16 protein-coding genes are annotated in these 13,719 nt (G+C 63.4%); 5 read left to right on the top strand and 11 right to left on the bottom strand.

The features are described from left to right. Positions 1–4: 4 nt before the first annotated feature. The 4 genes from B6V76_RS15545 to B6V76_RS15525 all read right to left on the bottom strand — a co-directional run bounded on the left by B6V76_RS15545 (position 5) and on the right by B6V76_RS15525 (position 3,269). Positions 5–769 carry a sulfotransferase domain-containing protein gene (locus tag B6V76_RS15545; RefSeq protein ID WP_088727877.1) on the bottom strand — a complete coding sequence of 255 codons (765 nt, stop codon included), beginning with the start codon at positions 767–769 and terminating at the stop codon, positions 5–7. A gap of 11 nt (positions 770–780) precedes the next feature. Next, entirely contained in the window at positions 781–1,524 is a 744-nt protein-coding gene (locus B6V76_RS15540) for a sigma-70 family RNA polymerase sigma factor (protein ID WP_088727876.1), read from the bottom strand. A 238-nt stretch (positions 1,525–1,762) separates the two neighbouring features. Beyond that, positions 1,763–2,176, bottom strand: a complete 414-nt coding sequence (locus tag B6V76_RS15535; RefSeq protein ID WP_141104932.1) for a hypothetical protein — start codon at positions 2,174–2,176, stop codon at positions 1,763–1,765. A gap of 349 nt (positions 2,177–2,525) precedes the next feature. Next, positions 2,526–3,269 carry a response regulator transcription factor gene (locus B6V76_RS15525; protein WP_088727874.1) on the bottom strand — a complete coding sequence of 248 codons (744 nt, stop codon included), beginning with the start codon at positions 3,267–3,269 and terminating at the stop codon, positions 2,526–2,528. Between the two features lie 323 nt (positions 3,270–3,592). Here B6V76_RS15525 and B6V76_RS15520 point away from each other — a divergent pair, with 323 nt between their 5' ends. The 3 genes from B6V76_RS15520 (at position 3,593) to B6V76_RS20270 (ending at position 5,845) form a co-directional block, all read left to right on the top strand. Continuing rightward, positions 3,593–3,862, top strand: a complete 270-nt coding sequence (locus tag B6V76_RS15520) for a MucR family transcriptional regulator (RefSeq protein WP_075775830.1) — start codon at positions 3,593–3,595, stop codon at positions 3,860–3,862. Between the two features lie 168 nt (positions 3,863–4,030). Beyond that, positions 4,031–4,495 carry a MucR family transcriptional regulator gene (locus B6V76_RS15515; protein WP_088727873.1) on the top strand — a complete coding sequence of 155 codons (465 nt, stop codon included), beginning with the start codon at positions 4,031–4,033 and terminating at the stop codon, positions 4,493–4,495. A 201-nt stretch (positions 4,496–4,696) separates the two neighbouring features. Beyond that, on the top strand, positions 4,697–5,845 hold the full coding sequence (locus B6V76_RS20270) for a flagellar motor protein MotB (RefSeq protein ID WP_088727872.1): 1,149 nt from the start codon (positions 4,697–4,699) through the stop codon (positions 5,843–5,845). Positions 5,846–5,916: 71 nt separating this feature from the next. On the opposite strand, the gene dapA is transcribed toward B6V76_RS20270, so the two are convergent. Next, positions 5,917–6,789, bottom strand: coding sequence for a 4-hydroxy-tetrahydrodipicolinate synthase (gene dapA, locus B6V76_RS15505; RefSeq protein ID WP_088720420.1), 873 nt, complete (start codon positions 6,787–6,789; stop codon positions 5,917–5,919). Between the two features lie 154 nt (positions 6,790–6,943). Here dapA and B6V76_RS15500 point away from each other — a divergent pair, with 154 nt between their 5' ends. After that, on the top strand, positions 6,944–8,890 hold the full coding sequence (locus B6V76_RS15500) for a lytic transglycosylase domain-containing protein (RefSeq protein ID WP_088727871.1): 1,947 nt from the start codon (positions 6,944–6,946) through the stop codon (positions 8,888–8,890). Between the two features lie 63 nt (positions 8,891–8,953). Here B6V76_RS15500 and B6V76_RS15495 read toward each other — a convergent pair whose 3' ends face one another. Further along, positions 8,954–9,826 carry a DMT family transporter gene (locus B6V76_RS15495; RefSeq protein WP_088727870.1) on the bottom strand — a complete coding sequence of 291 codons (873 nt, stop codon included), beginning with the start codon at positions 9,824–9,826 and terminating at the stop codon, positions 8,954–8,956. Continuing rightward, complete coding sequence (gene mnmD / locus B6V76_RS15490; RefSeq protein WP_088727869.1) at positions 9,819–10,493, bottom strand: tRNA (5-methylaminomethyl-2-thiouridine)(34)-methyltransferase MnmD; 675 nt, start codon at positions 10,491–10,493, stop codon at positions 9,819–9,821. Before mnmD ends, B6V76_RS15495 begins: the two co-directional genes overlap by 8 nt. A 49-nt stretch (positions 10,494–10,542) precedes the next feature. Between mnmD and B6V76_RS15485 the strand changes: the two genes are divergently transcribed. After that, positions 10,543–11,592: an FAD-dependent oxidoreductase gene (locus B6V76_RS15485; protein ID WP_088727868.1), complete on the top strand. Its 1,050-nt coding sequence runs from the start codon at positions 10,543–10,545 to the stop codon at positions 11,590–11,592. A gap of 106 nt (positions 11,593–11,698) precedes the next feature. Here the strand turns inward: B6V76_RS15485 and B6V76_RS15480 are convergent, their stop codons facing one another. From B6V76_RS15480 to B6V76_RS15465, 4 genes are all read right to left on the bottom strand, one after another. After that, entirely contained in the window at positions 11,699–12,442 is a 744-nt protein-coding gene (locus tag B6V76_RS15480; RefSeq protein ID WP_088720425.1) for a sterol desaturase family protein, read from the bottom strand. Between the two features lie 83 nt (positions 12,443–12,525). Next, entirely contained in the window at positions 12,526–12,942 is a 417-nt protein-coding gene (locus tag B6V76_RS15475) for a Na+/H+ antiporter subunit G (protein WP_088727867.1), read from the bottom strand. A gap of 7 nt (positions 12,943–12,949) precedes the next feature. After that, positions 12,950–13,219 (bottom strand): K+/H+ antiporter subunit F, encoded by a 270-nt coding sequence (locus tag B6V76_RS15470; RefSeq protein WP_075775821.1) that lies wholly within the window; start codon positions 13,217–13,219, stop codon positions 12,950–12,952. Further along, entirely contained in the window at positions 13,216–13,707 is a 492-nt protein-coding gene (locus B6V76_RS15465; RefSeq protein WP_075776007.1) for a Na+/H+ antiporter subunit E, read from the bottom strand. Before B6V76_RS15465 ends, B6V76_RS15470 begins: the two co-directional genes overlap by 4 nt. Positions 13,708–13,719 lie beyond the last annotated feature (12 nt).

The following is a 13,719-nucleotide window of genomic DNA, read 5'->3' as shown; positions in this document are numbered from 1 at the left end:
CTCGTCACACGAAACTCATACGCTTGCTCCGGGGCCTCGAGGCCGCCTGCCACGCCATGAACGGCGCGAACCAGTCGCGATCCTTTTCGTAGCCCAACTGCTCGAGCAGGTCGAACAGCACCGGGAAGCGCGAGAATTGATCGAAAATCCGCGCCCGATGCTCTTCGTCGAGCCACTTCGCACGCGCCTTTTCCACCGGGCGCACACCGTTGAGCGGGCCTTGCAACTCCTCGGGAATTTCGGCGGCGCCGAAATCGGAAAAATGCCCTTCGAATTGCAGACCGAGCGCATCGCGCAACTTCTGCTGAATCCTGTCGGGATCATTAACAAGGTCTTCGTATTTCAGGAGGAATACACCCTGCGGGAAAACGCCGGATCTCAGCACGGTCCCGATCGCCTCGTGAATCTGCAGCAACCCCGGCATCACCGGCGCGGGCGCATCCGGACCGCCGATGAAATACATCGCGTCCGCAGATATGAAATAATCGTCCGGCACCGCCGAATGACGGCTCACGAGGATGTCGCGCGGGTCGCGCAGCGGCACGATCAGATCGATCCGCTTGCTACGGACGTTCGCCCGCGCGACATTCGCGACCTGGAAAATATCGAGCGGCCGCTTGCTGACCCAGTCGCCCGGCTGCCCGATCGTGGAAAGCGCGCTGGTCTCGCGCGGCGGGATTTCGAAACCTTTGAGAGTCTCGCGCAGCATGTTGTAAAATAGCGTGGTGCCTGCGCGCCCGTGCCCTGCGATCATAAGATGACGTGCCATCGTCCTCTCCTTCAGTTCAGCATCGCGGGGCTGAACCCGCGCTTTTCAAGGCAGCGCTTGAGCCGGATGAGCGCGCGCTTTTCGACCTGCCGGGCGCGCTCCCGGCTCATCCCGAGATCGCGGGCCAGATCGTCGAGCGATTCCGGCGGCGTCTGCAATTTGCGCCGCAAAACGATCTCGCGATCCGGCGCGTCCAGATCATCCAGCGCACTGCTCAGCACCTCATGTGCAGCCTGCGCGGCGGAGGACGCCAGCGTCTGTTCCTCGGGTGTGAGATCGGGGCTGGGCATCATCTCCATCAGGTCGGCGTCACTGTCATCGAAGGATTTGGCGTCCAAAGCGACGAGACCGGTCAGAAGCTGGCTCGCCTCGGGATTGTCGAGCCGCCCCATCCGCGCATCGAGATAGACCCGCGCCGGCACGTCGATCACCGTTTTGATCCGGGCGAGGGCGTTCAGCACGCAAGTCATCACCCACCAATGCGAGTAGGTCGAGAACCGGACATCCTGCGTCAGATCGAACCGTTCGGCGGCGCGCATCAGACCGATGATCCCTTCGGCCACGAGGTCTTCGAGCTCGACCGGATTGGACGCCCAGCGACGCGCCTGCGCGTAGGCCTGCCGGACATGCGACCGCAGCAGAATTTCAAGCGAGTTCTGATCTCCGTATTCCTGCCACCGGGAGATCGCCTGCCGCTCTTCTTCGACATCGAGAAACGGCGCATCAAGTGCAGCACGAAAGCTCAATGCAAACATTACCCGCCTCTATTCACTCTATTCTTGCTGAACAGAAGACCACGGCGCCCTGTTTGGAGAAAGCTTTACTTGATTAAAGGCGAGTTAATCGCAGTGTTTTCTGGTTAACCCTAGATTAACACCCCAAAAGGCAGCGCCGCCCCAAGGGCGGCGCTTCGTATTTCCAACGATGTCGCGACTGCACGGCCCACCCGCCGAGCAGCGCGTTCATACCGGGCTTTCGGCACTGTACTCACGTTCAGAGATAGCCGCCCATCGCGGTTGCGCTGCAATCGCGCGCATCTTCGTGCACCGAGAACTCGCTCCGGGGCCGCGACGCCATGGCCGGCAGGCGGAGGTTGATCGCGCGGTCCCCAAAACCATGCTTCACCTCCGCGGCATTCGCTGGCTCGATGACCACGAGGCTTCCATAAGGCACCTCGATACCCAGCTCTTCCACGAGCACGTCGCCAAGCGAAATACCCGGCAGAAGCTCTTCCGACTCGGGCAGCACGAGCAGACTTGCTTCCTTGTGTGTCGAACGCAGCACCACGGTCTGCGCAGGCAGAAGCGCAGCCGCCACCAAACTTCCCTGAGAACCTGCTCCGGCTGACACTTGCTTCACCGAGCCTTCCCAAATTTGCGCTAACAAATTGTTACTTTTCATGGACATCCCTAATCCCCAAGTCCCCCAAAGTCAGTGGCTGCAGATTACCAGCGATTCCCTTTCCCGTAAGGTTAAGGATTGTTAAAACTGTAAGGCGAATAAGGATAGTTCCTGCCCAAAAGAACAACTTGCCGCCGCGCCGAGTTATCCTCAGGCGAACCTCGAAAGAAGCGTCGATGACCCAATTTTTCATGGCCTCTTACGCTACAAGTTGTGGCTACAACTTCAATCGTCCACAGCTTGTCGACGGTTCCGCTACAAATTGTGTGCTCACGATCAATCGCTGAGATGTTAACAATTCAGCGCTTGACAGGCACTCTCTCGAAACCAGTTTCGGAGGGTCGACGAATCAACCTTAGGTTGCAAAGTCTGAGGGCTTTCGCAGGGGAACTTCATAGAACGAGTATCCGGCGGATCGCACCGTTTCGACGACATATCGGTCGCCGAACGCATCGCGCAGCTTCTTGCGGATCTTGGTGATGTGAACGTCGAACTTCCGGTCGCCATAGACCCACATAGTGTTGTCGATCCGCCGCGAGAGCGCGTCGCGTGTCACGATCCGACCGCCGCTGCGGATAAGCTCGCACATGATCTCCCGCTCCATGGGAGTCAGCTGGACAGCTTCAGTCGCGTCCGGGCCCGTCAGCCGGTTTTCCTCGTCTATCTTGAGGCGCGCGACCCGCTTCTCTTCTCCCGGGAAAGTGATGGGCAATCTGCTCCCCGCCCGAAGCCAGAGTCGCGCCGTCAACTCCCTGTCGGAATAGGGCTCCCGGAGCACGTCATCGGCGCCAGCGAGGATCATCTCGGCGGCGAACACTCCGTCGCTCGAGGGATCGACGAAAAGGATGAGGCTCTCGGGCGTACTGACACGCGAGGTGCGGATCAAATCCGCTGCGCCCTCGGGCTGCGCAAGACTGATCATCAACAGGCACGGATTGCCATGCAGCAGGATATACTGCTCCGCCTCCACCGCCGTCGCGAACGGTAAGGAACCCCAACCACAGCACGCAAGAAAGAAGGCAGCCAACTTGGCTTGCTTCGCGTTTTCTTCCGCTACGACGATAACGTTCTGTCTCCGCATGGCGCTCGAGCCAAACAAAAGGCAACTCCCCGTATCTCTCTGCGCGTCGACGCGAACCTTAGGTTTCGCGCCGCCCCCATCGCGCAGCCCTTTTTTTGAATAACGCAGCGCCAAGCTGAAGGAGAGAGCGTAAATCCGCCTGCCCCGGCATGTTCGCGTTTTCAAATTTTTTTACCTGCATTATGCAACTAATTTACGTGTTTACACCTGACAAGCCCGACCAGTCATTTGACATGGACCGCGCCTTCGTGACGTCTCGTGGGAAAAGTTGATTTCTTTGACCTAACTTTAAGAATTCCTTCAATCTTTCTCCCGTAGGACAAAAACATGTGAGGATAGACATGACGCAACATTCCCCGGACCGGTCCGGCGAGCCTGCGACGTCCCGCGTCCCTGCGGTGCCAATCTCGGAGAGCGTCCTACCAGACCGACTGATCTGTCTGGAAACGGGCCGCCCAATCAAGATGTTGAAGCGTCACCTCCAAAACCTACTCGGAATGACCTTCGAGGAATATCGCGCGAAATGGGGGCTTCCGCCGGATTATCCGACGACCGCGCCGAACTACCAATACGCCAAGCAGCGATGGCGCACAAAAGGCAAGCTCCATTGAGCAGCCACAGGACAGGCGAAGCACTCAGCGAAACAATCCTGTGCAGAAACAGTGTTTTCTCCGGAAACCCAAACACAGATTCACGCGTTCATTGACAGAAACGCGCCTCGCACGTAACTTTCTCTACTAATCCGGGGAGAGTGCAACTTTAAGCATTGGAGAGACCAGATGTCGAAGGACCGGCCCACGGATGCAGCAAACATTATCGCGACAGTTGCTGCGGCCTATGCCGCGCGTTCGGATGTGACGGCGGATCAGGTGGTCGACCTCGTGGCGAAACTCTCCGCGCAGTTCGGCGAGGATCTGTACAACGCGGCCGCCAATCACGCGGCAGAGCCGCCAACGGCTAGCTCCAGTCCCGCGCGGCCGCAACCGGCGCTGCCCGTGAAAGAGGCCGTCACCGAAGACAAGGTTTTCTGCCTGTGCTGCGGACGCGGCTTCAAGATGCTCAAGCGCCACCTGGGCTCGGAACACGGGCTGAGCGAAGACGAATATCGCGCCCTGTTCAATCTGCCTGCTGACATGCCCCTCGTCGCACCGAGCTACTCGGCCCGCAAAGCGGCCTATGCCAAGAAAGTCGGATTGGGCAAACACAGCCGCGACGACTACGAAGCATCGCTCCACGACGCCTGAGGAAGGGTCGGCGGGCACGAGTTCCGCCGCTCTGGGCAGGATGCCAAAGCGGCCGGCCAGCATCTTTGTTTCCAGATCATGAACGATTATCGCCCTTTTTTGGCCCATTTTTAAGCCGACAACCCACACTCAAGGGCTGCAGAAAACGCATGCCCAGAGAAGACTGCTGGCTCCTGCCAGCGAGGTGGGAAAGGGCAACTCATGGCACGGTCGAATCAGGCGCCGATCATCGTGAAGCGGAGCGATGACGATCACGAATCCGAGCATCACGGCGGAGCGTGGAAAGTCGCCTATGCCGATTTCATGACCGCGATGATGGCCTTCTTCCTGCTGATGTGGATTCTCTCCGTTTCGGACGAGAACCAGCTCACCGGGATCGCCGATTACTTCGCCCCTGCGAAAGTCTCGATGCAGGCCCCCGGCGGCACCGGCCCCCTCGCCGGCGAGACGATCGGGCCGAAAGGGGTGCTGAACGCCTCGCGCGCCGACGACACGATTCCCGCCAATCCCGGCGTCGGGAGCGAGACAGCCCCCTCGACCGAGCTGGCCAACGCCTCCGGCAGCTCCAAGGAGGCCACGCCGGACGCGACGACGAATAAAGTCGCCGACTCAGTGCAGGCGACGGCAGAGGCAGGCGACACAACCGGCGCGAAGACTGCTGCAGCCACACCGCATGCCGTCGACGACGCCCGCTTCCAGACACTTCAGACCCGGATCACGCAGGCGATCCAGCGCGTTCCGGACCTGCGTCCGCTGCAGCAGAACGTCCTATTCCGCCGCACGCCGGACGGGCTGAATATCGAAGTCGTGGATCAGGCGGGCAAAGCCATGTTCGCCTCGGGCAGCGCGAAGCTCGATGGGCCCACGCTGGCGCTGATGGATCAGCTCGGCCGCGCCCTCTCCGATCTGCCCAATGACGTGCTGATCGCGGGGCACACCGACTCGGTCCCCTATCAGAAAGCGGGCGGTACCTATGGGAACTGGGAACTGTCCTCGGACCGCGCCAACGCGACGCGCCGGGCGCTCGTGGCCGCCGGTGTCGCCCCGGAACGGGTCACCCGCGTCTCGGGCCTGTCGGATACCGATCCGCTGAAGCCGGCCGATCCGCGCGATCCGTCGAACCGTCGGATCACCGTCACCCTCGCCTATATTCAGCCCGAGGCCGACACGAAAACGCCGACCGAGGCAACGAGGCCGCGTCTCGAAGCGAATGCCGAGCAGACCCCGCCGGCCCCTGCGGTCGAGCAAGCGGCGCCCGAACTCGTCACCCCCGCGGCGGCCACCCCGTCGGATCAGCCTCAGAAATACAGCTCGATCGCGATGGATGACCTGCGCAGCGCTCTGCAGTAAGCTTCTGGACGCAAAAAACGCCGGCGCGAACCCTATCGCGCCGGCGTTTTCTTATTCGGTGGAGGCGAAACTCAGATCAGACCGGCATGGACCATTGCCGCGTCGATCGCGGTCTTCGTCTCGGGCAGCAACTCGGTCAGAGGCAGACGCACCTCGGCCGAGCACATGCCCAGCTTCGACATCGCGTATTTCGCACCCGCCACGCCCGGCTCGAGGAAGATCGCCATGTGCAGCGGCATCAGCTTGTCCTGATAGCTCAGCGCCTTGGCGTAATCGCCGGCAAGCGTCGCCTCCTGGAATTCCGCGCAAAGCTTGGGCGCGACGTTCGCCGTCACCGAGATACAGCCCACGCCGCCATGCGCATTGAAGCCGAGCGCCGTCGCGTCCTCGCCCGAGAGCTGGATGAAATCGGGCCCGCAGGTCGCGCGCTGCATCGAGACGCGCTCCAGTTTGCCGGTCGCATCCTTCACGCCGACGATACGCGGCAGCTTCGCCAGTTCGCCCATCGTCTCGGGGATCATGTCGACCACCGAGCGGCCCGGAATGTTGTAGATCACGATCGGCAGTTCGCAGGCATCGTGCAGCGCGCGGTAATGCTCGATCATGCCGCGCTGCGTCGGCTTGTTGTAGTAGGGCGTCACGACGAGCGCCGCATCGGCCCCGGTCTTGCCGGCGTGCTGGATCAGCCGCACACCTTCCGCCGTCGAGTTCGAGCCTGCGCCCGCGATGATCGGAATGCGGCCCTTCGCGGCTTTCACGACCTCAGTGATGACCGTCATGTGCTCGGCATGGCTCAGCGTCGGGCTCTCACCGGTCGTGCCGACCGGCACGAGGCCGTGGCTGCCCTGATCGATATGCCACTCGACAAGTTTCTTGAGCGTGTCCAGATCCAGCTCGCCGTCCTTGAACGGCGTGACCAGTGCGGGAAGAGACCCTTTGAACATGACACGCTCCTTTTTTGGTTGGGCCGGGGGGTTGAGTCGTCCCGGCGGAAATCGGCCGGGTTATAGGCGGTTGCGCGGCTGTTGCCAACTTGTGATTCATCCCCATCTGTGAGAGGCCCGTAGCAAAGGGACAAACCCGCGACCACGAGCAGCCATGATGATCCGACGCCAGTTCCTCGCCGCGCTTGCGGCTTCGAGTTTCGCGCTCTCGCCGGCCGCGCTTCGCGCTGCGAGTTCCGCGCTGTCCGATGCCTTCGCGGCGGCCAATTCCGGCGATTGGGACGAGGCCGAAAATCTCGCGCGTCGCGTGGGCCCCCTCGGCTTCGATGTCATCGAGTGGAAGCGCCTGCGCGATGGCGAGGGCGACTTCGCCGACTATCTCGATTTCGCCACACGTCGCGCCGATTGGCCCGGCATGCCGTGGCTGCGCGAGAAAGGCGAGGCCAAGCTCGACGGCATCCCGCCGCGCGAGGTGATCGCCTATTTCAAGCTCGGCCCTCCGCAGACCGGCACCGGCGCGCTGGCGCTGATTGGTGCGCATCTCGCCCTGGGGCAGAAGGCGCAGGCGGCCGAGGTCGCCAAGACCGCCTGGCGCCAACTGCCAATGGAGGAAGACGAGCAGGCGAAGTTTCTGGCCGACTATCCCTCGCTTATCTCCGCCGATCATGGCGGGCGGATGCAGAACATGCTCGATCGCGGTCACCTGTCGGATGCGCGCCGGATGATCGATCTGGTCACGCCCGGCACCAAGGCCGTCGCCGAGGCGCGGATCGCCCTGCAGGCGCGCGAGCAGGGCGTGGACGATCTCGTGGCCGCCGTCCCCGGCTACATGGTCGAGCGGTCCGCAGGGCTTGCCCGCGACCGCGCGATGTGGCGCTGGCGCGCCGGGCTGGAAGACGGCGCGGCAGAGCTGATCCTCGAGCGGTCGAAATCCGCGACCGATCTGGAAGATCCCGACCTTTGGGCCACGCTGCGCGGCTATCAGTCGCGCTGGGACCTGCGCGCGGGCAATACCCAGCGCGCCTATGATCTGGCTTCCTCGCACCACTTGGAACGGGGCGGGGCAGATTACGCCGATCTCGAATGGGTGGCGGGCTATGCCGCCTTGAAACTGGGCCGTGCCGACACGGCGCTCGGCCATTTTCACAATCTCGAGAAAGCGGTGGACGGGCCGATCTCGTCGTCGCGCGCGTGGTATTGGCAAGGCCGCGCGCTCGAGGTTCTGGGCCGCAGCGACGAAGCCAAGGCCGCATGGCGCAAAGGCGCGGAAAATCAGGACGCCTATTACGGGCTTCTGTCGGCCGAGCGGCTGAACCTGCCCTTGCCAGCGAATTTCGCCAAGGGCCCCGACCTGCCCGACTGGCGACGCTACAAGCTGCGCCATTCTTCCGTCTTCAAGGCCGCGCAACTGCTTTACGAGGCGGGCGAAAACGAGCTGGGCGCGCGCTTCGTGCTGCACCTCGAGGAGAGCCTCGGCCCGGGCAATTTCGGCGCCCTGACCCAATACGCGTTGGAAGAGGATGACACCTATCTCGCGCTGATCATCGGCAAACGTGCCGCACTGAAGGGCGAGATCATTGCGCAGGCGCTCTGGCCGATCCCGGGCCTGACGAGCCATGACCTGGGTGTGCCGGAGGAACTGGTCCTCGCCGTCGCCCGCCGTGAAAGCCAGTTCGCGGTCGGCGTTGGCTCTCCGGTCGGCGCGCAGGGCCTGATGCAGCTGATGCCCGGCACCGCGAAGATGATGGCGGAGAAAACCGGCCTGCCCTACGAGAAGGCGCGGCTGACGACGGATGCGACCTACAACCTCAGGTTGGGCGGCGCCTATCTCGCGGAACTGCGTGACGAGTTCGGCGCATCCTCGGTGCTTGTCGCCTCGGGCTACAATGCCGGTCCGGGCCGCCCGCGAAGCTGGATAGAGGATCGCGGTGACCCCCGCGTTGGGACTGTCGACGTGATCGACTGGGTCGAGATGATCCCCTTCACCGAGACCCGCAACTACGTCATGCGCGTCTCCGAGGCGATCCCGCCCTACCGCGCGCGGCTGGGCAAGGAGGAGGTGAAATTCACCGACATCCTGCGCGGTGACGTGAAAGATTGAGGCGCACTTCCCCTCGGCCTCACGGCCTCCCCCGGCATATTTGAACCGAAGCGAAAGAGGCGGTTAAGCCTCTTGGGCCACGCGCGCGCGCCAGAGGGTGAAGAGCCCCGCGCTGACCACGACCCCAGCCCCGATCACCACGTTCCATTCCAGGGCCTCGCCGAAGACGACGACGCCCAGGGTCGAGGCGAAGACCAGCTGGAGATAGGCGAAGGGCTGGATCGCGGAGGCCTCGGCCACCTCATAGGCCTTGATCAGCAGGAAATGCCCGGTCGCGGCAGTGAAGCACAGCACGATCATCCACGCCCAATCGGATGGGATCATGTTTTCCCAATGCCATATGCCCACCACGGTGATTACCACGGCGCCGATCACACCGGTGTAGAAGAAGGACACCGAAGCCGGATCGACCCGACCCACGTAGCGCGTCATCAGCGAGTAGAGCGCGAACAGTGTCGCCGCCGCCAGCGGGATCAGCGCATAGGGGGAGAAAACACCGAAACCGGGCTTGAGGATGATAAGCACCCCGATGAAGCCCACCCCGATCGCCGCCACGCGCCGCCAGCCGACCTTCTCGCCCAGCACCGGCCCGGAGAGACCCGCGACCAGAAGCGGGTAGCAGGCGAATACCGCATGAGAATGGACGAGCCCGAGATAGACGAAGGCCTGCACCATCACGATCACCTCGGTGATCAGGACGACCGAGCGGAAGACCTGCGCCCAAGGCAGGCCCGAGCGCGTCGCCCGCTTGATGCCGCCCGGGCTGCGCGCCGCGATCGCAAGCACGAAGGCGGCGAAGAACCAGAACCGCACCATCAGCGCCATGTAGACGTTGTAGGTCTCGGCCAGGTGGCGCGAGATGCCGTCCTGGATCGCGAAGATGAAGGTCACCGCGACCATCAGCGCAATGCCGCGGCGGGTCGATTGTTCAACCATGTTTCACCCCGAGCGACATATGGCGTTTGCGCCCGAAACCCGGGCCACGGCTGACCTCGAAACCGGCGGCCTCGAGCGCGCGGCGCACGAAGCCCGCCGCCGTATAGGTCGCGAATGTGCCGCCCGGCACCGTATGCGCGCCGACCTCGGCCATCAGACCCTCGCCCCAAAGCTCGGGGTTTTTCGCGGGCGAGAACCCGTCAAGGAACCAAGCATCGGCAGCGCCGTCCCAAGCGGGAAGCGCCGTGCGCGCGTCACCTTCGATGATCTCCACCGCCACCGGACCGAGTTGAAACTGACGCTGTCCCGCAGCCCAGGCGTGCAGATAAGGACCGGCGACGGGCGCGACTTCCGGAAATGCATCCAGCGCCCGTGCGATCTCGTCCGCCTCCATCGGATAGGCCTCGAAGGAGGTGAAGCGGATCGGGCAGCCCTCGGGACAGGCCAGCCGCAACGCAAGCAGGTTCAGCCCCGTGCCGAAGCCCAGTTCTGCGATATGGAAGCCAGGCTGCAGCCGCGCAGGCAGATCGTTGCCTGCCAGAAAAACGTGCCGCGTCTCGTCCAGACCGCCTGCAAGGCTGAAATAGGGATCGTCGAACCGCCGCGAGACCGGCACAAGGTCATCGCGCCAATCGAGATCGGCTTTGCTCTGGTCAGGGGCGTTCATCGGGGATAGTCCACAGTCTCCGGCCCAGCCTTGAAGCAGGAGGCGCGAAATGACAAGCGGCAGACACGACATAACCGTGCGCGGCGGCGGCATCTTCGGCCTCGCGATCGCCTTCGTCGCGGCGAAGCGCGGCGCGAAGGTGCGGCTCATCGAACGCAGCCGCATCGGCGCGGGCAGCTCGGGTGGCCATGTCGGCGCGCTCGCCCCGCATGTGCCGGAGAACTGGAACCCCAAGAAACAGTTTCAATTCGAGAGTCTCCGAATGGCCGAGGATTTCTGGGGCGAGGTGCAACGCATCGGTGGCGGCGATCCGGGCTATGCGCGTCTCGGGCGGCTGCAGCCGCTGGCGGATGAGGCGCAGATCGCACGCGCCAAGGACCGCGCGGCGGGGGCGGCCGAGCTGTGGCAGGGCTTCGCCACATGGCGCGTGGCCGAGACTGCGGAGTTCGGCGCCTTCGCGCCCCCCTCGCCCACCGGGCTCGTGATCCATGACACGCTCACGGCGCGCGCCAATCCGCGCGCCGCCGGGGCCGCGCTGGTCGCGGCGCTCGAAGCGATGGGTGCGGAGATCGTGATCGGCGAGGCCGACGAGGTTGGTCCGGTCATCCACGCGACCGGCGCCGAAGGTCTGGCCGAGCTGAACGCGGTGGTCGGCAAGACCATCGGCAGCGGCGTGAAGGGCCAATCGGCGCTCTTGAGATACGCGGCTGGCGACGTGCCTCAGCTTTTCGCTGAAAGCCTCCACATCATCCCGCATTCCGACGGAACGGTCGCGATCGGGTCGACCTCCGAGCGCGAATTCGACGCCCCAGACACGACCGATGCGCAGCTCGACGCGCTGATCGAGAAAGCCCGCGCGCTTTGCGCGCCCCTCGCCGAGGCCCCGGTGATCGACCGTTGGGCCGGGGTGCGCCCGCGCGCCAAATCGCGCGCGCCGATGCTGGGTGACTGGCCCGACCGTCCGGGCCATTTCATCGCCAATGGCGGCTTCAAGATCGGCTTCGGCATAGCGCCGAAAGTGGCCGAGGTGATGGTCGATCTGGTGCTGGAGGGGCGCGACACGATCCCCGAAGGCTTCCGCGTGACTGACAACCTGTAAGGGGCTCCGCCCCCGGCTTGCGGCCTCCCCCGGGATATTTCAGCAAGCCCGAAGAGGCAGACCGCGCGCTTTTTCGGGCTTGTCCAAATATCCCGGGGGGCGCGCGTCAGCGCGCGGGGGCAGCGCCCCCTCCGACATGACCCGCCCGCGAGACTTCGGCCTCGGTGATCCCGAAGCGCGGCGCGAATTTCTCCCGTGCCGCGATCAGGCGCGGATCATCGGGGCGCAGGCCGAGGGTCCGGATGAACTCGACGCGGCTTTGGGTCTTGAGCTGATCGCGCGAAATCGCGGTGCCCATCAGCCGGTCGATCACCTCGCCCCCTGCCGTGACGTGGAACCATTTCGAGAAGTCGCGGAAATGGTGCTGGTTGTGCAGCGTCGAGACATGCCGCTCGATCGCGGTCTTCTTCACCGTCACATGAGCGGTGGTGTGGAACCATTCATAAGCGAGGAAGGTGGCGGCTCCACCCAGCGGCACGACGGCCACGGCGATGTCGAACGCATGGGGCGCGCCGATCAGCGCCAGCACCGCCCAGAGAAGCGCGGTATTGCCCACGAGCACCGGCACGATCACCGAGAGCGGCGCAAACAGAAGCGGCCAACAGGTCGGGAATTCGTGGTGTCCGTAATGCACCCGGTAGAGCCAGTTGAAGGCCCATTGCCGTTTCGGGGGCGTCATGTGGAAGATGTAGCGATGAAGCCCGTATTCGTTGAGCATCTGCGCCGGGATCCCGAGCAGCGCGACCGCCCAGAGCCACCACGGTCCCTGCGCGGTCCAGTAGAGCGCCGCAGCGACGACTGCGATCATCACCCAGATCGACAGATGGGACAGCATCAGTCGCATCCGCATCGCAAAAGTCTCCCGAAATCTCCTCCGGAGATCAGCCTGCCACGGCTGACGCCCACGTCAAAGCATTTCGCGGCGTCAGGGCGTCAGTCGTTCTCGTGCGGGATGTTCTTTTCCCGCTCGACCGCCAGCTCGCCTTTCGAGGTATCGGCATCGGCGGTATGCACCGCCCAGTCGCCCTCGCCGGCGGGTTTCGGCAGTTTCTCGGGCGGCCAATCGCGGAAGATATTCGCCTTCGAGATGAAATGCGCCGTGATCGGGGCCGTCAGGAAGATGAAGATGGTGACCATCAGCTCGTGCAGGGTCACGTGGCCCTGCTTCACCGCGAACCAGACCATCGAGGCGATCAGGATCGCGCCCACGCCCAGCGTCGCGGCCTTGGTGGGCGCATGCAGCCGGGTCATCGGGTCGGGCAGTTTGACCAGCCCGAAGCTGCCGACGAGGCCAAAGATGCCACCGATCACGAGCAGCGCTGAAATCAGGATATTCCAGAACAGTTCCATCACGCCCTCACTCGATAATGTCGCCGCGCAGGATGAACTTGGCGAAGGAAACCGTCGCCACGAAGCCCGTCATCGCGTAGAGGATCGACGCCTCGAAGAAGAGCGCGGTCCCCTCCCATATGCCGAAGAGCACGATCATCGCGATCGCGTTGATCGCCATCGTGTCGAGCGCCAGAACCCGGTCGGTCACGCCGGGCGCCTTGACGACCCGGAAGAGGTTGAACAGAAGCGCCATCGAATAGCAGGCGATGGCGAAGATCAGGGCATAGGTGATCATTCGAAAATCTCCTTCAGGCGGGCCTCGTAGCGGGACTTGATCTCGTCGCGCACCTCATCGGCATCCGGCGCATGCAGCGCGTGGACCAGCAGCGAGTGACCGTCGGCGGCCAGTTCCGCCGTCAGCGTTCCGGGCGTCATCGTGATCGTGCCCGCCAGCACCGTCACCGCCTCGGGCGTGACAATGTCGAGCGGCACGGAGACCCAGGCGGGGTGCAGCTTGGAATTGGGCATGAAGAGGACGATCTTCGCCACCGTGATATTCGCGACGATGATATCCCAGATCACGATGAAGATGTACTCGATGATCTTCAGCGGCTTCGCGAAACTCGGGCGCGCGGGCCAGTAGGGTGCGGTGATCCACGGGATCACGAGCCCCACGAGGATCGCGAAGACCAGCGAGTTGAGCGTGTAGCTATTGGCCAGCATCAGCCAGACCATCACCAGCGTGACGGTCAGGTAGGGGTGGGGAAGGATCTTGCGGATCATATCTTTGCTCCC

The sequence above is a fragment of the Thioclava sp. IC9 genome (genome assembly GCF_002213225.1).
In the GTDB taxonomy this organism is placed as follows: domain Bacteria; phylum Pseudomonadota; class Alphaproteobacteria; order Rhodobacterales; family Rhodobacteraceae; genus Thioclava; species Thioclava nitratireducens.
This window is presented reverse-complemented; position numbering and strand designations above follow the sequence as displayed.